The sequence below is a fragment of the Halorhabdus utahensis DSM 12940 genome (assembly GCF_000023945.1).
GTDB classification, from domain to species: Archaea; Halobacteriota; Halobacteria; order Halobacteriales; family Haloarculaceae; genus Halorhabdus; species Halorhabdus utahensis.
In genome coordinates, this window is record NC_013158.1 from 1,751,022 (window position 1) to 1,770,946 (window position 19,925).

At 64.6% G+C, this 19,925-nt stretch carries 18 protein-coding genes and 1 pseudogene; 12 read left to right on the forward strand and 7 right to left on the reverse strand.

The features are described 5' to 3' along the window. The first annotated feature begins 97 nt into the window (after positions 1–97). The 3 genes from HUTA_RS08495 (at position 98) to HUTA_RS08505 (ending at position 4,865) form a co-directional block, all read left to right on the forward strand. Complete coding sequence (locus tag HUTA_RS08495; protein WP_015789486.1) at positions 98–1,750, forward strand: PAS domain-containing protein; 1,653 nt, start codon at positions 98–100, stop codon at positions 1,748–1,750. Next, positions 1,750–3,429, forward strand: coding sequence for an ATP-binding protein (locus HUTA_RS08500; RefSeq protein ID WP_015789487.1), 1,680 nt, complete (start codon positions 1,750–1,752; stop codon positions 3,427–3,429). The genes HUTA_RS08495 and HUTA_RS08500 overlap by 1 nt, the downstream gene beginning before the upstream one ends. Positions 3,430–3,515: 86 nt before the next feature. After that, a complete protein-coding gene (locus tag HUTA_RS08505; protein ID WP_143920350.1) occupies positions 3,516–4,865 on the forward strand; it encodes a hypothetical protein in 1,350 nt (449 codons plus the stop codon). Positions 4,866–4,874: 9 nt separating this feature from the next. Here HUTA_RS08505 and HUTA_RS08510 read toward each other — a convergent pair whose 3' ends face one another. Then, positions 4,875–5,330 carry an RDD family protein gene (locus HUTA_RS08510; RefSeq protein WP_015789489.1) on the reverse strand — a complete coding sequence of 152 codons (456 nt, stop codon included), beginning with the start codon at positions 5,328–5,330 and terminating at the stop codon, positions 4,875–4,877. 104 nt (positions 5,331–5,434) lie between these two features. Between HUTA_RS08510 and HUTA_RS08515 the strand changes: the two genes are divergently transcribed. Together HUTA_RS08515 and HUTA_RS08520 are read left to right on the forward strand one after the other, a co-directional pair. Continuing rightward, the gene (locus HUTA_RS08515) at positions 5,435–6,127 is read left to right on the forward strand and encodes a DUF5518 domain-containing protein (RefSeq protein WP_015789490.1); all 693 of its coding nucleotides are present in this window, start codon (positions 5,435–5,437) and stop codon (positions 6,125–6,127) included. A 57-nt stretch (positions 6,128–6,184) separates the two neighbouring features. Further along, on the forward strand, positions 6,185–7,759 hold the full coding sequence (locus HUTA_RS08520; protein WP_015789491.1) for a bacterio-opsin activator domain-containing protein: 1,575 nt from the start codon (positions 6,185–6,187) through the stop codon (positions 7,757–7,759). A gap of 25 nt (positions 7,760–7,784) precedes the next feature. Here the strand turns inward: HUTA_RS08520 and HUTA_RS08525 are convergent, their stop codons facing one another. Beyond that, positions 7,785–8,441, reverse strand: coding sequence for an AIM24 family protein (locus HUTA_RS08525; protein ID WP_015789492.1), 657 nt, complete (start codon positions 8,439–8,441; stop codon positions 7,785–7,787). Positions 8,442–8,541: 100 nt separating this feature from the next. Next, a complete protein-coding gene (locus HUTA_RS08530) occupies positions 8,542–9,537 on the reverse strand; it encodes a sensor histidine kinase (RefSeq protein ID WP_015789493.1) in 996 nt (331 codons plus the stop codon). Positions 9,538–9,740: 203 nt separating this feature from the next. On the opposite strand from HUTA_RS08530, the gene HUTA_RS15995 reads away from it, so the two are divergent. Continuing rightward, positions 9,741–10,136 carry an ArsR/SmtB family transcription factor gene (locus tag HUTA_RS15995; RefSeq protein ID WP_169304888.1) on the forward strand — a complete coding sequence of 132 codons (396 nt, stop codon included), beginning with the start codon at positions 9,741–9,743 and terminating at the stop codon, positions 10,134–10,136. Between the two features lie 23 nt (positions 10,137–10,159). Here the strand turns inward: HUTA_RS15995 and HUTA_RS08540 are convergent, their stop codons facing one another. Further along, positions 10,160–11,329 (reverse strand): outer membrane lipoprotein-sorting protein, encoded by a 1,170-nt coding sequence (locus HUTA_RS08540; RefSeq protein ID WP_015789495.1) that lies wholly within the window; start codon positions 11,327–11,329, stop codon positions 10,160–10,162. Positions 11,330–11,864: 535 nt separating this feature from the next. Then, complete coding sequence (locus HUTA_RS08545; protein ID WP_015789496.1) at positions 11,865–12,062, reverse strand: heavy-metal-associated domain-containing protein; 198 nt, start codon at positions 12,060–12,062, stop codon at positions 11,865–11,867. A 132-nt stretch (positions 12,063–12,194) separates the two neighbouring features. On the opposite strand from HUTA_RS08545, the gene HUTA_RS08550 reads away from it, so the two are divergent. Next, the gene (locus tag HUTA_RS08550; protein ID WP_015789497.1) at positions 12,195–12,785 is read left to right on the forward strand and encodes an AsnC family transcriptional regulator; all 591 of its coding nucleotides are present in this window, start codon (positions 12,195–12,197) and stop codon (positions 12,783–12,785) included. Positions 12,786–12,878: 93 nt separating this feature from the next. Further along, positions 12,879–15,470 (forward strand): heavy metal translocating P-type ATPase, encoded by a 2,592-nt coding sequence (locus HUTA_RS08555; protein ID WP_049941267.1) that lies wholly within the window; start codon positions 12,879–12,881, stop codon positions 15,468–15,470. A gap of 24 nt (positions 15,471–15,494) precedes the next feature. On the opposite strand, the gene HUTA_RS08560 is transcribed toward HUTA_RS08555, so the two are convergent. Together HUTA_RS08560 and HUTA_RS15595 are read right to left on the reverse strand one after the other, a co-directional pair. Continuing rightward, entirely contained in the window at positions 15,495–16,145 is a 651-nt protein-coding gene (locus HUTA_RS08560; protein WP_015789499.1) for a precorrin-2 dehydrogenase/sirohydrochlorin ferrochelatase family protein, read from the reverse strand. Positions 16,146–16,246: 101 nt separating this feature from the next. Then, positions 16,247–16,396 (reverse strand): hypothetical protein, encoded by a 150-nt coding sequence (locus HUTA_RS15595; RefSeq protein WP_015789500.1) that lies wholly within the window; start codon positions 16,394–16,396, stop codon positions 16,247–16,249. Between the two features lie 225 nt (positions 16,397–16,621). Between HUTA_RS15595 and HUTA_RS08565 the strand changes: the two genes are divergently transcribed. The 4 genes and pseudogenes from HUTA_RS08565 to HUTA_RS16110 form a co-directional block, all read left to right on the forward strand. After that, complete coding sequence (locus tag HUTA_RS08565; RefSeq protein ID WP_015789501.1) at positions 16,622–16,957, forward strand: hypothetical protein; 336 nt, start codon at positions 16,622–16,624, stop codon at positions 16,955–16,957. Positions 16,958–17,056: 99 nt separating this feature from the next. Then, a complete protein-coding gene (locus tag HUTA_RS08570; protein ID WP_015789502.1) occupies positions 17,057–18,832 on the forward strand; it encodes a nitrite/sulfite reductase in 1,776 nt (591 codons plus the stop codon). Between the two features lies 1 nt (position 18,833). Next, complete coding sequence (locus HUTA_RS08575) at positions 18,834–19,118, forward strand: DUF6360 family protein (protein ID WP_015789503.1); 285 nt, start codon at positions 18,834–18,836, stop codon at positions 19,116–19,118. Positions 19,119–19,134: 16 nt separating this feature from the next. Further along, positions 19,135–19,923: pseudogene (locus HUTA_RS16110) on the forward strand (CbiX/SirB N-terminal domain-containing protein); the annotation flags it as partial. Between the last annotated feature and the right edge of the window lie 2 nt (positions 19,924–19,925).

A 19,925-nucleotide genomic window follows, 5' to 3' on the forward strand; every position in this document is an offset into this window, starting at 1 on the left:
GACACACTTCAGCGACCGCAGGTCGAAGAGATCCCTGCTCACCGCTGTGATCAGGGCCCAGGCGTCGGATCGACATGACGGCGGCCCAGAACGATAGATGGTGCTCTATACGGCACTCCGGCTCGGAACGACAACGTTCGCGGCACTGGTAGCCGTCGCGCTGGTGGTGGTTCTGCTCCGGTATCGTGATCGGGCCAGCGCCCGGGCACTGCTCGGTGTCGGGGTGTTCACAAGCGTGGGATCGCTCTTGCACCTGCTTGTGGCCGATCTCACATCGCCGAACGCAGCGATCGCAGTGACCGGCTGGGATGTCGAGGCGTCGGCGTGGGTCGTGATCGGCACGACCACCACAGTGATCGCCGGCGGGCTGTGGGTACTGTTCGCCTTTCGATACACGGGTCGATCCCGGCGGGTGGTCCAGGCGACCGGCGCGATCATAGGCGCGATCTCGATCGGTGCCGTCATGACCGCGGCACTGGCGGTCAGGGATCCGTCCCCCCTCACATTCCAATTGCTGACGGTGACGTTCCTCCTCATGGGATTTCTCGTCACGATCGGGGTATTTTTGCTCCTGTGGACGTCGATCGACCAGCAAGCAGTCCCGCTCCGTGAGCCGTTGTTGCTAGCAGGTGGCGCGATCGTATTGTTGTCCGGAAGTTTCGTCGCACAGATCTTCGAACGACCAGTCATCCGCCCGGCACTGACGGCGATCGCCGGCGGCTTGTTTCTGTTCGCCGTTGTCCGGTATCCGGTTTTCGAAACGCCACCCGCCGTACGGGTGCTCGGGCGGGATCGCGTCGTCGGTGAACTGGCTGACGGAATCCTCATCGTCGATCGGAGCGGGCGGGTTCGAGACCTCAATCCCGCCGGCGAACGGCTGTTCGATGTCTCGCGGGCATCGGTCCTCGAAGAAGCGTTCGAGTCACTGTTTCCCACCGCGATCAGTCTCACGGACGTGGCGAAGAGAGCGGACCCAATTCGGATCGAACTGCCGGACGGAACGACGGTGTCCGTGACCGCCGATCCGGTCACTGACGGACGGGGTCGTCAAGTCGGCCACCTGATAACCTGTACGGACGTGACCGCCCGACAGCGGAGGGAGGAACAGCTCACGTTGCTCAGTCGCTTCGTCGTCGAGGTGATTCAGGGACGAATGACTGCCGTGGCCGACGAGGTAACAGAGATAGAAAACACGTCGTTCGACGACGCTCCGGAGGTCGCCGGTCGGATGTGGGAGCGAACGACGCAGCTGACGACACTCGTCGCCCAGACGCGCTCGATCGAGCGAGCTATCGCCGAGAACGGGGTCCGCCCGGACGAGCGACTTGCTGTCGGCGCCGTCCTCCGGGAACTCCGCGATTCGATCACTACCGAAGCAGGCCCGAAGATGGCGGTCGATACCCCAGCGGACGCTATCGACACGGCTGTCAACTCGGCGCTCCTGGCGTCGCTGCTCGAACCAGTGCTCGAAGACGCGTGCGCCCATGCTGTGACGCAGGTCGAAGTCACCGTCGAAACTGACCCCCCGACGGTTCGGATCATCGACGACCGACCGGACGTCAACGATCGCGCAGAGAAGGGGTCCGACGCCGACCTCTCGCTTGCGGTTTCGCGCCTGGCACTCGACCAACTCGGGGGCCATCTTTCCGTCGAGCGGACCTCGGAGGGACGACGGGCGGTTGTCGTCGTCCTCCCGTCGGGTGACACGCGGGAAACGGACCGACCACACACAACAGGGGGTGACGCGTGATGATCCGGATCGCCTGGGTCGCCGGTGCCCTCGTCGTGCTCGTGACCGGCGTCATCGTGGCCGGTCGGACTGCACGACGACACGATCATCCGGGGGTGGTGCCGTACGCACTACTGGCCGTCCTGCTTGCCGGGATGGGCGCAACCATCGCGTTCAGCCGGTCCGGTTTGGTGCCGATCGAACTCGATGCGATCAGCGAGTTGCTTCTCATCGGCGGGTACGCGTTCGCCTCGTTGCTGTGGATCGCGTTCGTCTTCGAGTACACCGGCCGCGGCCCGGCGATGACGCCGCGTCGATGGGCGGGGATCGTCCTCCTTGGTGGTCTGACAGTCACGAGCACGGCGGTCACCTGGGCGCAGCAGACGGCGCGACTACAGGTGGGCCTGCTCGGCCAGCTGTCGTCCCTCACGACGTTCGTCCTGCAGGTGGCTGTGTTTTCACTTGGTCTGCTCGGTGTGGTGTTACTCGTGCGCTCGGCGGTGACGTACGACGATCTGGCGCGTGACTCAGCAGTGGCCTTTGCCCTCACAGGCGTCGGGATCACGTTTCTCCCGATCGCGATCGGCTACGGCGGACAACTCGGTGGCGACTCGATCTATCGGGTCGTCTTCGTTCAACTCGCGGCCGTCGTCGGCGTCTTGGCCTGGACCGCGTTCGGCACCGACGCGTTCGAACGAGGGGCAGCGGCGGGACACCTCGCCCGGAAGACGGCCCTCGACGCGATGTCCGTCCCCGTACTCGTCGTCGATCGCGAAGATCGACTCCTCGACGTGAACCAGGCCGCCGCAGAGACGTTCGACGTCGAGACGACCCGGCTTCGGCATCACTCGCTCGCCGACGTGACGGACGTGCCCGAGGATCCACCAGCGGACCGCCCGGTCACGCTTCGGACCACGACCGGGAGACGGGAGTTCGCCGTCGACCGGACCGAGATCACCGGCACAGACGGCGATGTGCTCGGGCGTGCCTACCGGTTCCGGGACGTTACGGACCGCAAGACACGCGAACAGCGTCTGCAGGTTCTCAACCGAGTAATCCGACACAATCTCCGGAACGATCTCGACGCGATTCGCGGGTTCGCCGAACCGATCCGCGACGAGGAACTCCCTGCCGGAGAGGCGTCACAGTATTTCGATCGGATCGAAACACTCGCGACAGAGCTGGTCGATCTCGCCGACGCAGTCGACCGGTCCCAACGCGTGCTGACGGGGGACCCCCTCGAACGGACCCAGTGTGATCTCGTCACGATCGCCCGATCGGTCGCTGGCAGCGCGACTGACGCCGACGTGACGCTGGATCTTCCCGGGGCGGTTGTCATCCGATCCGATCCTGACGCCATCGAATCGGTACTCACGGAACTGCTGGACAATGCCATAACCCATACCGATCGGACGCCGCCGTCGGTAACGGTCTGCATCCACTCGACGGCAGACGGCGGACGGATCGAGGTGGCAGACGACGGACCGGGAATCCCGCCCGAAGAGCGGAACCCTCTCCTCGAGGGCGAGGAAACACCGAGTCGACACAGTAGCGGAATCGGTCTCTGGCTGGTCTCCTGGACGGTGACGCGGCTGGGCGGCGAGCTGGCGTTCGACGAACGCGATCCCCGTGGGAGCGTGGTGATCGTCGATCTGCCCGATCTGGAGCGATCGAACCAGTTTGGGCCGCCGGACACTTGAGGCCCACGAGGACATGGTTTATGCCGCTGGTTCCCGAACGTCCGGACCACAACGACCGATCACCTGATCGGTCCGCCCGGTTACCCATGACCCTCCATCGACGACGCTTCCTGGAACTCGGCGCGGCAGCGACCACCGTCGCACTCGGCGGCTGTCTCGGATTCGGCGACGGACCACCACTCTACACCGAGTGGATCCCGGTACGGGACGGCGGCGTTCGCGTCGGCTACCTGGATTTCAGTATCGCAAGCGAGGCAGAGAACGGTGACGAGCTATTGCCGTTGATTCTCCCGGCGGAGGCGAACAGCAGTTCCAGACAGGTCCTGACAGAAGTCTCGGGATTCGATGACATCGACGATCCACTGCTGACCTGGCCGCTCGAAGTCGGCGGCCGACTGGTCGCCGGAGCCTTTCTGTCGGTTGCCGTCTCCGGACTCGGATATCTCGTCGATCCGGAACGACCGGACCGCGGGATAGAGGAGCTGTTCATGGCGGACACCGTCGCGGTCGGACGCGGGGAGATCGATCTCTCCGAGGCCACCGAGACGCTTCGCTCGGGAGCCGAAGGCATGGTCGGCGGCGTCCCGTTCGAGGAAACAGGAACGGTCGAGGACTTCACCCTGTACGAACCGACCGGTGACGGGGAACTCGATGGCGTCACGGCGATCAGCGAGCAGGCAGTCCTGGTGGCTGACACCCGCGAAGAGATCCGACGCGTCGTCGAGACCGCGGGGGGCGACCGAACGCGGGCGATCGAAGACGGGACAACGTTCGAGTGGCTGGTCGAGGCGGCCGGCGACGGCCATCTGGCCGGCGGTTGGGTGGGGCCGGTCGATCTCGAAACCGTGTACTTCGGTGACCCGGCCGAGCGTCCGGTGGACGAACTCCTCCGGCCAGACGACGACGTCCTCGGGTCGGTGACCTTCGACGCCGACGACAGTGAGGTCACCGCCGAACTCGCCGCTCGGCGGCCACTCACGGACTCGGCGGCCGAACAGTTCGAATCGCGATTGGGTTCCGCGAGCGAGGACCGTTCGATCTCTATCGAAGACGAGCAAGTTACCGCGACCGGGACCTACAGCGAGGGCGTTCTCGATTTCGAACTCACCAGTCCTGATCGAACGACGACCACACGCCCCGACCCGAGTGAGCCCGTCGATCCCCCCGAGGCAGTCGCGCAAGCAGTACCTGCCGATGCCTTCGAGTTCGACTACGAGGCCGAGAAAGATCGTGTGAAGGTCGGGATTACGAAGGATCTCAACGTGGAGAAAGTGGTTTTCGAAGCCGTCGTCTCGGGCTATGAGGCCTCGACCACCACACCGCAGGCGGACATGTACATGTATCTCTACGTCGATCCGGACGGCGACACAGTGGCGGTTACCGTCACCGTCGACGGCACGTCCGGTGTCGTCGCTCGACGGGAGTTTCCTGAGTGAACTCACCGCTCACGGACGAACGACGATCGTGTTCCCTACCCGATCACCGAGCCGTCTGTCCGACTTCGAGAACGCAACCGTGATGATTCCGGCCAGATAAAAGAACGGCAACCAGTCGATCAGTCGGAGGAGATTTCGAAGGAGCGATCCCACTAACGACGGCGGCGAACCGTCCGGCCGCGTCACCTTGATGCTGACGAGGTACTTCCCGAGCGTCTTGCCCCATCGCCATTCGGCCAGCGTGTGATACATGATCGAGACGGCGAGCCAGAGGCCGAGTCCGACGAGTGCGGGTCCGCCTTCGAGGTTCGTCTCGATTCCCTCGCTGGTGGTCTGTAAGTCTCCAGATACCAGTCCCACGGTGGAGACGACGAGCATGAACAGCGCGAGCCAGACGATCGAGTCGATCGCCATCGCGACGCCACGGATGCCGACGCCACACCGCCGCTCGGTGTTCGAGGTCATTGTACCCGGCACTTGATCGAGAAGACGGAAAGAGTCGGTCTGAGTGTTTCTCCCGATGAAACACGCCGCCCCGGGTTTTGTTTCACGCCCCTGTTGATACTGCTATGGAACCGATTCCAACATCGACACGGGACGCTGAAACGGAAACCACGACTGAGCCAGTCCCCGCTTTCAGCCGGTCGATCGACTGGGCGATCGGCGGCGTGCTTGGGCTTTTGGGCCTCCTGATGGCCCTCGGCGGCTGGGTGCTGTACGCCGCCATCGATCGCCAGGGGATCGCGACGGTCATCAGGGAAGGGGAATTCCGGTCGGATGTCCTCACCGAGGCGGAGGCGATCGACGTGCTGGTCGCGATCGCCGAGTGGGGCGGACTCGGGCTTGCCGCCGTCGGCGTTTTGCTCGTCCTGTTCGGCGTCGCTGTCGTCTGGGGTCACGGCCGTGCACGACGCCACGGCCGGGGGACACCGAACTGGGTCCTCGGCGTGGTCGGCGCGATCGTCAGTACCGTGCTCAGTTTCGTCCCGTTCTCGCCGCTGCTCGGCGGGGCGGCCGCGAGTTACCTCTCGACCGACCGTGCGGACAGCGGTGTCGCAGCGGGGACGTTCGCCGGGATCTTCACGACCATCCCGGCACTCGTCGGCCTCGGGTTCGTCGGCGTCGGGCTGTTCAGCGCGCTCCCCGAGGCGACTGCAGGAGGCGCCGTCCTGGCACTCGCCGTCGGCATCGCCTTCACGATCGTCTACGTCATCGGCCTGAGCGCCATCGGCGGCTACGCCGGGCGACGGTTCGCTTCCTGAACGGCCCATCGCCGGCAGGCATACCCTTAACAGGCCGACACACGGTGAGCCAATACGATGGACACCGACTTCGAGCGCGCACCGATCGGGGTTCTCGAAGTGAGTCCGGACGGCGTCGTCCGCGACGGCAACGCCACGGCAGCGTCTGTCCTTGACGTAGCCCCTGACGCCGTCGCCGGCGAGCCGATCGGGCGTGTCTTTCCCGAATCTGTCGAGGGCCAGGTCCCGGGGGCGTTCGAGACCCCGCCGGACGCGGAGCAGTCCTTCGAGGCGTACTATCCCGACCTGGACAGGTGGCTCGTGGTCGATCTCGTCCCCGCAGCGGAAGTCGTCTACGTCTACCTCCGGGACGAAACCGACGCACACCGGCGCGAGCAGCAGCTCGACTCGCTTCGATCGGACCTCCGCCGGCTGACGATCGGGAACGAACTCCTCGCGGACGTGCTGGGCGACCTCGTTTCCGCCTCGACGCGCGAAGAGATCGCCGAAACCATCTGCCGACAGCTTGGTGAGACTGATATCTACGAGTTCGCGTGGGTCGGCGAGCGCGCGGTCGGCTCCACGGAGATCGTACTGCGGGCCGCTGCCGGTACAACAGGGCGCACGCTCGACCGGATCGAAACCGCTCTCGATGGCGACGCCGACCTGCCGGAGTTGCGCGCGATCGAGCGGGGCGAACCGACGGTCGTCGAGTCACTCGGCGCGGACGAATCCGTCCCGGAAACGATCCGCCGGGCGGCCTTCGCCGACGGATTGGGGTCGCTGCTTGCCGTCCCACTGACCTACGGCTCGAGCGTCTACGGCGTCGTCGGCGTCTACGCCACCGAGAAGGACGCCTTCTCCGAACGCGAACGGGAGAGTTTCGGAACCGTCGGGACGATGGCCGGGTTCGCTATCAAAGCGGCTCGCAACCAATCGCTGCTCACTGCCGAGCGGGTCGTCGAACTCACGCTCCGGGTGTCAGATCCCGCGACGCCGTTCGTCGCCGCGGTTTCCGACACCGACACCCGGATCGACGTGACGGGTGTGATCCCGCAGGGAGAGGAGCTACTCTGTTACGTCGAGACCGAGACTGACCAACGGGGGCCCGAGGCGGTCGCAACTGCGTTGGCGGAGCACGAATCGGTCGTTGCGACGCGAACAGTCGGGAAACACGACGACGGCGGATCGATCGAACTCCGCCAGCGGGCCGAGACACCGCTCGGACAACTCCTGAGTCAGGGCGGGACAGTTCGGTCGGCCACGTTTGGTCCAGATGGGGACCGGGTCGTCGTCGAACTCCCGCTGTCGGAAGACGTCCGCCGGATCGCGGACGCGATCACGCGCCGGTACGACGCCGAGGTACTCGCCAAGCGGGAACGCCGGCGGGACGAACGGACAACCGGGGAGATCCGGGACGGGCTGACCGCTCGACTGACGGACCGCCAGGAGGAGGCGCTTCGCACCGCGTTCTTCGCGGATTACTTCGAATCGCCACGGGGAAGTTCCGCCGAAGAAGTCGCTGATGCCCTGGGAATTACTGGACCAACGCTGCTTCACCACCTTCGGGCAGGACAGCGGAAACTCCTGGCAGAACTCTTCGAGGCGACAGATCGGCGGCTCGACCCTGACCGATCGTCGGACGGGACCTGACTCTCTCAGCGGACTGTAACGCGTCTCAGGCGTGTTCCTCGTACGGTTGGACGATGACGAAGCCGCCGGGATCGGTGAACTGCATCTGGAAGCGCTCGCCGGACTCCTGGCCAATCATGTCCGAAACGTTGGTGTTGACCTCGACATCCGGCGTTGTCGAACTCCAGGCGACTGTCGCGCCTGGGTCGGTGGTGACGGGCGGTTCCATCACGACCGGGTCGCCATGTGTGGTGAGGGCGACGTGACCCGGTCCCTGAAGCGAGACGTTGGTGAAGCCGCCGGCGAACGCCCCGGCGAGACTGTCGATCTCGGTGATCTCGTAGGACAGCCCGGACTCGAAGGCCAGCACGTCCTCGCCGTTGACGGTGATCGATTCGCCGTCGTCGAGTCGGAGGAGCTGGACTTCCTTTTCGTGATCGGCGAGATAGAGGTGGCCTGTCCCCTCGACGCGCATGATCGGCGTCCCCTCGCCGGTCGCGGCTTCCTTGATGAACCCAGTGATGCCGCCCTCCGGTGTTGCCTGGCCGGTGAACGAGAGGTCGCCCGTGTAGGCGACCATCGAACCGGCTTTCGCCAGCAGCGATCCCTCGACTGCCACGTCGAGGGTGTATCTATTTTCCAAGCTGAACGTCTCGTCTGTCTCTGTCGGTGCGTGTTCGGCAGTGAATTCGTCTACATCCATCGTTTCACGGAGTCACGCGAACTGACTCCGGATTCCAGTCGGAGCCCGGCACAAAAGAACCGACAGACGGCGTTTCAGAGCGGGAAACCCGGCCGACGGGTCAACTGGTCTCGATGCCAGTCACCTCGAAGCGAGCGCCGCCGTTCGCGGACTCGGTGACGGTGACCGACCAGCCGTGCAGATCGACGACTCGGGCGACGATCGACAGGCCGAGCCCGGTTCCGTGGTCGTCGGTGCTGAACCCCGGATCGAAGACGCGAGCCTGCTGTGCCGATGGAATTCCCTGTCCATCGTCGGCGACATAGAATCCCTTGGCTGATTCAAGCGGACCGACGGTGACGGTCACGGCGCTCCCGCCGTGCTGGATCGAGTTGCGGAAGAGATTCTCGAACAGCCGTCCCAGGCGGTCGGGATCGGCGATGATACTGGGTAAGGACCCCTTCAGGACGATGTCGGCGTCGTCGGTATCGACGTTCGTCCACGCGTCCTCCACGACTCCCGACAGCTCGACCATCTCGTCAGGTTGGATCACGTCGGAGCCGCTCGCCAGCGTCAGCACGTCCTCGACGATCCGCTCCATCCGCTCGTGGGCGTCGGCGACGTGCTCGAAGTGGTCCGCCTCGCCGGTCTCTCGGGCCGCTCGCAAGTGTGCTTTGGCGACGTCAAGCGGGTTCCGGAGGTCGTGACTGATCACGCTCGCGACGTGATCGAGCCCGATCTCGTCCGCCTCTCGGGCGGCCTCCTCTGGAAGAGGGGTGAACAGGAGCACTCCGTCGGTGTCCCCGTTTTCTGGAACGGCCCGCAGGAGATACCGTGTATCTGGCTCCCTCTCAGATCGGCCTCTGTTTGATTCGGCGATGATCTTATCGGCTTCCGTTCCGACGACAGTCGGGTCTTCCGGGCCCAGCACGACCGAGAGATCGAATGTCTCGAACAGTGTCGTCACTGGTTCGCCTGGCTCAATCGACCCGAAAGTCCGCTCGAAAGCCTCGTTCACCGCCTGGACGACCTGCGTTCCGTCGTCGTCGCTGAGCCGACAGACCGGATCGGGCCACTCCTCAATCGCAAACGATCCCGTGGCTCCGTTGGCAGTCATGCGTCTCGTGTCCCATGCTTCGGCCACTGTGGTACTCCGAACGAGCACGGTCCGGCGGACGTCATCGGGTGGTTTGTGTTCGTCGCACCGACCTAAAGTCCTGCAGGCTAGTAATACAGATGCGGGGGACACGGACGGACGCCAGCCAGGAGTTGGGATACCTAGCCTACGAACTCAGGGGTACGGCACACAACCGTCCAGCCATGACGGGACGACGGACACGAACCGGAGAGACGACCCCATCGCACGACGCAGGTAGTACCCGCCGGAGTGGGGGTGAATCCCACCCGGAGACAGTCCCGAGCGGGGCGATACTCGCACTGCTCGGGGACCAATACACACGCAGACTCCTCTCTCTGTTGGTGGAACGGCCACGGACAGGCCGGGAACTGGACGAGGCGACAGAAATGTCCCGTCCGACGATCTACCGGCGACTCGAACAGTTAGGCGAGCACGGGCTGGTCCGAACGGAGCTGCAGTTCGATCCTGACGGTCACCATCGAAAGCGGTTCCACGCGACCGTCAGCACATTCGACTTCTCGATCGGCTCTCAGAGCATCGACGTGAGTCCTCGAAACCCGGACGACGACCGGCCCTGAAACCTCGCCGAGAGCCCATCCGGTCAACCGCAGTCGATCGATTCGCCGACGGCACGAACGGTCTCCACCGACACGTCGCCGAAGACCGTGTAGCGGTGCCCCTCGCAAGACCAAACGAGTGATATCCCGCTGTCGAACGACTGGATGGCGGCTTCGTGACCGTTGATCTCGACGCGATCGTCCCCGGGGAGTGCAGCACTGTCGCCTCTCGGTTCGGACTTCGTCACCCGCAGCGTCGCCGATCCGTTCGTGTACTGGAGTGACGTGCGGACCGTCCCGTTGTCGTCGAAATATCGCGCGGAATCGAACGTCAGGGGTTCGGGCACGTCCGGATCGGGGATCGTCATCTCGCTCCTGGCGACCAGTTCGGCCCTGGTCTCGAAGGTCTGGCTCACGACCCTCCGTTCGACGATCGTCGCGTTCGCCGGCGGGTCGAACGTGAACATGCCGGCCGAGACCGCGGGATTGAACGTGACGTTCCGGTAGACCGTCGTCACTGTTCGTCGCTCCTCATCGACGACAATCGTCGAGTTCCACTGGAGCGGATAGTACCACTCCTGGTCGATCCACAGCGTAATATTGGCAGTGTTGACGTCCGCTTCTGGGACGGCTTCCACGACGTACGCCTCGCGCCCGGCGACCGTCCCGGTCCCGTGGTAGTTCAGCGAAGCGTTCGCGAAACTCTCGATCTGTCCAGCGAACGGCTGTGGGTCGCCACCTCCGGCAGCGGGCAAGATGAGCGGATCGAGGGCCGCTTCCCGCTCGGTTCCGTCCGATGCTGTGTTCACTCTCCCGAAGATCGATCCCATCGAACTCGAAATGCTGGTGTTTGACTGCTGCTCCCCGTCGATCCGATGAGTCACCCGGACGGTGTTCGCGGCTCGATCGTATCGCCACGTCACGGAGTCGTTTGCCACGACCAGCGACCCCCTCTCGCCGGTTTGTGTCGTTGATCGCCTCCGCTGTGTTCCGACTTCGAACACCGTCTGCTGTGTCGATATCCGTGTCCCATCGAGGGTGGATACGACTGTCGCGTTCACTGCCTCGAGATCAGTCAGTGTCTCCTCGACCTCCCCCGCGGCCGGAAGATCCGTCTGTTGATCATCCAGCGCTGCACAACCCGACAGGACCACCAGAATCACCGCAGAAAGCAGGAGTGTTGATCGAAACCGGGCGAACGAGGGTGCGGGCATATGAAACAGTACGGATAGGTCCCGAAAAACCTAGTGGAGGTCGTTGATTCGAAAGGGTGTCTCAGGTGATCTAGCTCATTCCGGAGAGCTCGATCGGTTGGTTCCGTCCGCTGCAATGGGGCACACGACGAGCCACGCGACGTGCAACGCAGCCAAAACGGCGGCGATGTCCCACACCAGTGGCGTGGCGCGACGTGCTGTCGATGGTTCTCGGCGAGATCGAGCCCCTCGAAGAACGCATCGACGATCTCACCCGTTTCAGTCCTGGGGCACAGATGTAGCGGTAGAGGGGTACGATATTCTCAGAAACCGTGTTTACAAATCTACCTTAATTCGGGGGCCCCTTGGCTTTTCTGACCGGGGGAAGCGGGATCTGGAAGACTTCGCCCCGATTTGAAGCCGATCGCGAGCACCAGCGACGGGATTCCGGCTCGAATCAGATCCAGCGGACGTTTCATTGGCGGGATGCCGTCCAGCGTGCCATTTCTGGGGTGATCGGACCTGTCCGCGTGGACGGTGTTGGTTGTGACAGTCCTCAGGGGGCAGCGTCGTACCCTGCGTCCTCGACCGCACTGACGAGTGCGTCCGCCTCCGCCGTGCCCTCGACCGTTGCCGACTCGGTTTCCCGGTCAGCGGTGGCGTCGGTCACGCCCCCGACGCTTTCGAGTGCTTCCTCGACGGTTTCCTCACAGTGCGCACACGACATCCCTTCGACAGTGATTGTCTGTGTCATGGACGGGTAGTCGTAGGGACTCCCGGAGTTTGTGGATTACCCCTTCGATTCTATCGTCAGCTGGCAGCTGGACCCACAATTTCCGAAGTGAACCCGAGAAACTGTCTTGTATCCGGAGGAAGAACCTCGAATATGCACGAGTTGGACGAGACCGATCTCGAGATTCTCTCGCTATTGGCCGAGGATGGACGGCGGCCGTTCAGTGACATCGGCGAGGCAGTCGGACTGTCGGGACCGGCCGTTTCCGATCGGGTCACGCGACTCCAGGAGGCCGGAGTCATCAAGCGGTTCACGATCGATGTCGATCGGACGCAACTTCGTGCTGGCGTCCCCGTATTGGTGCAGGTCGAACTCTCTGCAGGTTCCGTCGAGACGGTTCGGGAACGCGTCCGTGATGCGGATGGGGTCGAACACGTCTTCGTCACTGCGGAGGGTGACGTCTGGTTTTACGCGCGTGCCGAGGCCCAGAACGTCCGGTCGTGGGTCGCTGGATTGCTTGCGGACGTCGACGTCGAGGGCTACGCCGTCACCCTGATCGACGACGTCGAGTGGACACCGTCGATCGAGGGGTTGGAGTTCGCACTCACCTGTGCGGAGTGTGGGAACACGGTCGACAGCGAGGGAGAGACGGCCAGGATCGACGGCGACGTCTATCACTTCTGTTGTCCGTCCTGTCTGGATCGCTTCGAGACCCGGTACCGGCGACTCGAAGAGGGGGCGTGAGACGGGCTTTGGAATCGAAAGTATCCCTGGGGCCGGAGCCGACTTCTCGAAGCGAAAAGTGGCCTAAAGCGTGAACCCGTACGTATACATATCATGGCTACACGAACAATCCATCTCGATATTACGGGGATGTCCTGTGCGAACTGCTCGGGGACGATCCAGGACACCCTCGAATCCCTCGACGGTGTGATAGAAGCAAGCGCCAACTTCGCCACCGACGAGGGGTCAGTCGAGTACGATCCGGAGGTGGTAACGCTCGGTGAGATCTACGAGGCGGTCGAGAATGCTGGCTACGGCGCAGTATCCGAGACTGTCACCGTCGCGATCTCGGACATGTCGTGTGCGAACTGCGCGGAGGCCAACGCGACCGCCCTCGAAGACACGCCGGGCGTGATCGGGGCGGAGGTGAACTACGCGACCGACGAGGCCCAGGTCACCTACAACCCTGCCGAGGCCTCGCGAGCGGATCTCTACGATGCCATCGAGGCCGCTGGCTACTCGCCGGTCCGTGAGGACGACGACGACGCCGGGGACGCCGGGGCGGACGCGCGCGACGCGGCACGGGACGAGGAGATCCGCAAGCAACTTCGACTGACACTGTTCGGCGCGCTACTCTCGGCCCCGATGCTCGTGTTCATGGCGGACAAACTCGTCCTCGGCGGCGGGATCGTCGCCGGTGTCGAGTCGCTCGTCGGCATCAGGCTGGGCTGGGTCGAGTTCGCGCTCGCGACGCCCGTCCAGGCGCTGCTCGGGTGGCCGTTCTACAAGAACTCGTACAACGCGTTGGTGAACAACCGGCGGGCCAACATGGACGTCCTGATCGCGCTGGGATCCTCGACGGCGTATCTCTACTCCGTCGCAGTCCTCTCCGGACTGATCGCGGGCGAGGTTTACTTCGACACCGCCGCGCTGATCTTGGTGTTCATCACGCTTGGCAACTACCTCGAAGCCCGTTCGAAGGGCCAGGCCGGCGAGGCACTCCGCAAGCTCCTGGAGATGGAGGCCGAGACGGCGACGCTGATCGGTCCGGACGGGACCGAACGGGAAGTCCCGTTGGAGGACGTCCAGACCGGCGATCTGATGAAGGTTCGGCCGGGCGAGCAGATCCCGACCGACGGGGTGGTCGTGGATGGCCAGTCGGCCGTCGACGAGTCGATGGTGACCGGGGAGTCGGTCCCCGTCGAGAAGCGCGAGGGCGACGAGGTGGTCGGGTCGACGATCAACGAGAATGGATTGCTGACGGTGAAGGCGACGAAGGTGGGCGCTGACACCGCCCTCCAGCAGATCGTCCAGACGGTCAAGGAGGCCCAGTCCCGCCAGCCCGAGATTCAGAACCTCGCCGACCGGATCTCGGCGTACTTCGTCCCCGCGGTCATCGCGAATGCCGTCTTCTGGGGCGTCGTCTGGTTCGCCTTTCCCGAAGTGCTGGCCGGGTTCGTCGACGCGCTGCCGCTGTGGGGGCTGGTCGCCGGCGGCCCCGAGATTGTCGGTGGGGCCGTCTCGATCTTCGAGTTCGCCGTGATCGTCTTCGCCTCGGCGGTGTTGATCGCCTGTCCCTGCGCACTCGGGCTGGCGACGCCCGCGGCGACGATGGTCGGGACGACGATCGGCGCCCAGCACGGCGTCCTGTTCAAGGGTGGCGACATCCTCGAACGCGCGCGAGACGTCGACACCGTCGTCTTCGACAAGACGGGCACGCTCACGGAGGGCGAGATGGAACTGACCGACGTGGTCGCCCTCGACGGGGAAGAGACAGCGGCCGATGGCGGTGCTGTGGCCGAACGGCAGCGCCATACCGAGGACGACGTCCTCAGACTCGCGGCGGCGGCCGAGAGCGGCAGCGAACACCCGCTCGCCCGTGCCATCGTCGACGGCGCCGAGGAGCGAGGGCTGGAGATTCCCGAACCCGATGACTTCGAGAACGTCCCGGGCCACGGGATCCGCGCCACGATCGACGGTAGCGAAGTTCTGGTTGGGAACCGAAAACTCCTCGAAGACGAAGGAATCGACCCCGCACCCGCCGAGGAGACGATGGAGCGCCTCGAACGGGAGGGGAAAACCGCGATGCTCGTGGCGATCGACGGCGAACTCGCGGGTGTCGTCGCCGACGCCGATACGGTGAAGGAGGGTGCGAAGGAGGCCGTCGCTGCCCTGCGCGAGCGCGGTGTCGAGGTCATGATGATCACCGGTGACAACGAGCGGACGGCTCGCGCCGTCGCCGAGCAGGTCGGGATCGACCCCGACAACGTCCGCGCGGAGGTCCTCCCCGAGGACAAGTCCGATGCCGTCGAGCAAATTCAGAGTGACGGGCGCAAAGCGATGATGGTCGGTGACGGGGTCAACGACGCGCCGGCCCTCGCCGTGGCCCACGTCGGGACGGCTATCGGATCGGGGACGGACGTCGCCATCGAAGCCGCGGACGTGACGCTGATGCGCTCTGATCCACAGGACGTGGTGAAGGCGATCCGGATCTCCGACGCGACGCTGCAGAAGATCAAACAGAACCTGCTGTGGGCGCTGGGATACAACACGGCGATGATCCCGCTGGCCTCGCTCGGGCTGCTCCAGCCCGTGCTGGCCGCCGCGGCGATGGCCTTCTCCAGCGTCTCCGTGCTGACCAACAGTCTGTTGTTCAGGCGGTACACGCCCGAGGAGGACTACCGGATCTTCGGTCGGCTCCGGTGACGGGCCGCGGGCGAGGATCTGCCGTCATTCACTGCTGTTTCGGACTTCCGTGAGAACCGTCTCGGCGACCTCGCGCGCCTGGTCGGTCTGTCCGTCGGCGACGAGCGCACGGATCCGATCCGACCGCGCGATAGCTCTGAGTGCGTCGCGTCGGTGCGGGCCGTCGACGCCCAGGTCGGCGAATCGCTCGCGCAGATCGCCGACGAATCCCGCAAGCGCGCCAGCGCCGTCGATCTCCCGTTCGATCTCCTCGCGGAGGACGCCACTCACCGCCGGGGCTCCCCCTTGGGTCGAGATGCCAACGACGACCGGGTCGTCGCGGGCGATCGCCGGCAACACCACCGCTCCCGGTGATCGCTCCCCGGAGTGATCCGCGCGGTTGACCAGTACCCCTCGATCTCCGGCAGCACGCTCGACGGCTGCGTTGACGGCCGCATCGTCGGTGGCTGCGACGACGAGCGCCGGTTCGATCCGGTCGAGCCACTCCGACACCTCCGTCGGATCGGGACTGGCACGCTCAAGTGTCGCCTCGCCAAAGTCGGCGTCCGCGAACTCGGGAGCCACGACGACGACCTCGGCTTCGTGGTCGAACCGGCGGGCCTTCCGTGCGCCGACGGGCCCACCGCCGAAGACGAGCACGCGGCAATCGCTGAAGTCGTGGAGAAGGGGAATCATTGGTGAGCGTTCGTGTGGTGGGCGTTTAGTTTCGGCGAAGCCCGGTACATGGAGGGTTTCAACGGTCGAACGCTACGAGTCGCGGGCCGACGTGGTCGAGATCAGTCGCCGGCAGCGCCGCCGCGGTTCTCACTCAAGTGCTCCCAGATCTCCGTACAACCGGCCCCGACCTCGACGTCTTCGAGGTGGTCCTGCTCCGATCGTTCGTCTCTTGGGGTCGTTGCTGTCGCCGTCTCGGAAGTCTCGGTCATCGAATCTCCGTAGTCTACCCGGCCCCATAAGGCCGTTTTCCGGCGTAATCCCTACCCATTCTTTCTTTTACCAGCAGTAATTGTCGGTTAAATCGACCGACAGCCCTCAAAGGGAACCGCCGCTGTCTGGCGATTTAGTCTTTCCAGCGTTGTTGACCGTCCGTGACGAGCGGCAATCGCCGCGGGTGCCGACGGGCTTACCGCCCGCCGGGGACAACGTCGACCATGGCGACGGACGTCCACCAGCTCGACGACGGGGCCTGGGTCAGTGTCAACGACACGCGTGAGGTGAACGTCAGCGATCTCTGGCGACTCGCTGGCGGGGGTTTCTGCTCGTGTCAACTCACAGATTTTCTCGCCGAGGGGTTCGTCGAGGTCGGCGTCGACGGCGGGAACGTCGAGGCGCGCATCGCCGGCCAGTGTATCCAGTGTGGGGCGAGTGGCGTGACCGGCTGGCTCACGCTCGGCCGGGTCGACCCCGAAACCGGCGATTTCAGACCTGTCGCTCCCGAGAGCGTCCATCGCCCGTCCCGACGACGGCGAGATACGCCGACGGCCTGAGTGCTCGGATATACCTGCAAGTATTGTCGCGCTCCCGGAGAGGCGGGGAAGGTTGACGAGGTGGCTGTGGGTATACGTCCGGATCACATCTTGGTTGACATGCCCTCGAAGGTCGAGCGATGGAAGGACGAGACTTACGGGATGGAGATACGCGACCACCTCGAACGATTTGCCGAAGAGGGGTTCGACGCCATCCCGGAGGACGAACGCGACGCGTGGTTCGAGCGGTTCAAATGGTGGGGACTGTACCACCAGCGGAAGGGCCAGGAGAGTTACTTCATGATGCGCATCGGGACGCCGATGGGCCGGATGACGCCCGCACAGCTCCGGACCGTCGGCGAGGTGGCCCGCGAGTACGCCACCGGCCCCGTCGACAACCCCGAGTTCGGCGACGCCTACGCCGACTTCACGACGCGCCAATCGATCCAGCTCCACTGGATCAAGATCGAAGATATCCCTGACATCTTTGACGAACTGGAGTCTGCGGGTCTCTCGACCATCCAGGCCTGCGGTGACTCCTGGCGCAACATCGTCGGCTCGCCGGTCGCTGGCCGGGATGCCGACGAACTCGTCGATGTTTGGCCCATCGTCGAAGAGCTCCACGACCGTTTCAAGGGCAACGATCTTTACACGAATCTTCCCCGCAAGTGGAAGGTCGCCGTCACCGGCGACCGTCGCGGTGCCGGCCAGGGCGATATCAACGACCTCGCCTTCGAACCGGCGGTCAAGGAGATAGACGGCGAGGACATCGCCGGCTTCAACGTCAACGTCGGCGGCGGCTTGGCTCGCAAGGAGCCCCGGCTGGCCCGCAGCATCGACGTCTTCTGCCGACCCGAGAACGCTGCCGAGGCCGCCGCCGGCCTCTCCGGACTCTTCCGGGACTACGGCGACCGTGAGGACCGGTTCAACGCCCGGATGAAGTTCCTCGTCGACGAATGGGGAACCGAGAAGATCCGGTCGGTGCTCCAGGAGGAGTACGTCGAGTACGACCTCCCGACGGCGGGCCAGGGCCTCCGGGAGGAGTACGACTACAACGCCGGGCGGTCGGACGCGCCGGGCGACTACGTCGGTGTCCACGACCAGGCCGACGGCCAGCATTTCGTCGGGCTCTCGGTGCTCGTCGGGCGGATGGCCGCAGAGGACGTGATCGAACTCGCGGACTTGGCCGAGGAGTACGACTCCGAGATGATCGGCTTGACTCAACGTCAGAACGTCATCGTCGGTGACATCGCCGAGTCGGACCTGGACGACTTCCTCGCGGAGTCGGTCCTCGAGAACTACTCGCCCGACCCCCATCCCTTCATGCGTGGCTCGATCGCGTGTACGGGGACCGAGTACTGCTCGCTGTCGATCGTCGAGACGAAAAACCGGATGGTCCGGTACGCCCGCTGGCTCAAGGACAACGTCCCGGTGCCCGAGGGCGTTTCGGACTTCCACATCCACCTCTCTGGGTGTACGGCCTCGTGTGCCCAGCCCCAGATCGCCGACATCAGCCTCCGCGGGATGAAGACCCGCAAGGACGGCGAGGCGGTCGAGGCCTTCGACGTCGGGCTGGGCGGTGGCCTCGGCGAGAACCCACAGTTCGCCGACTGGGTGGAGATGCGCGTCCCCGCTGACGAGGTCCCGGGCTATATCGCCAACCTGCTCGAGGTTTACGAGGCCAACCGTGAGGGTCAGGAGTCCTTCCGGGAGTTCGTCACCGACCGCGAGGAGGACGAACTCTCGGGGCTCGCCGAGCCCGAAGAGACGAGTTACGAGGACCCGTACCTCGGCAACACGAAGATGACGTGGTATCCCTACGCCGACGAGGAGGAGATGAGCGCCTCGCCAGCACCGACGAACGCCAGCGGCGAACCCATTCCCACGGACGATTGATATGGCTGATCGCGTGCTGAAGGTCAACGCCTTCACGACGTTCGACCTCCTCGAAGGGAGCGTGGAGGGACACGGCTTCGCGGAGGAGGCCTTCGCCACGCTCAACGTGCGGACCGCCCGGGAGAATCCCGAATCGGTCTCGCTCGAACTCGAACTCGACAACGTCGAACTGGAATCGGTTCCACCCCACGCTGACCGCGTGACCCTCTCGGCTGCGGAAGCCCGAGAGCTCGCAGCCGAACTCGAGGCAGCGGCGAAACGCATCGAGAGCGAGGACGACTCATGACACAGGAGGACGACGCATGACCGAACAGGCACTCGTCGTTGCGGCACACGGCTCCCACCGGAACCCCGACTCCGCGCTGCCGACACTGTCTCACGTCGAGGCCATCCGCGATCGTGGTTGTTTCGACCAGGTTCGGACGGCCTTCTGGAAGGAGTCCCCGAGCGTTCGGGACGTCCTGCGGACCATCGACGCCGAGACGGCCTACGTCGTCCCGCTGTTCGTCAGCCAGGGCTACTTCGTCGACCAGGTGCTTCCCCGAGAGTTTGACCTCGGGAAGGACGATCTGGCCGGCGAACCCACCGCGCCTGAAATGGTGTACACCGACCCTGTCGGTACCCATCCGGCAATGACAGATGTCGTCGCGGCCCGCGCCCGTCGCTACCTCGATGACGTTCCCGAGGAGGACGCCGCACTCGCGGTCGTCGGTCACGGCACCGAGCGCAACCCCAACAGCGCCGACGCCGTCTACGATCACGTCGAGGCGCTTCGGGATCACACTGCCTTCGCCGAGGTCGACGCGCTGTTCATGGACGAGGCCCCGGCTGTCGAAGACATCCTCGATGAATTCGACGCCGACGATATCGCCGTCGTCCCGCTGTTCATCGCCGACGGGTTTCACACGCGCGACGAGATCCCCGAACTGCTGGGGATCACCGACGATCCGCGGTCCGGGTACCCGGTCCCGGGAACGGTTGACGGTCGCCGGATCTGGTACACGTCCGCCGTCGGGACTGACCGCCTCGTGCCGGACGTCATTCTGGAACGAGCCGGCGACGCCGGGGCCGACCTGGACCGGGACGTCGAGCA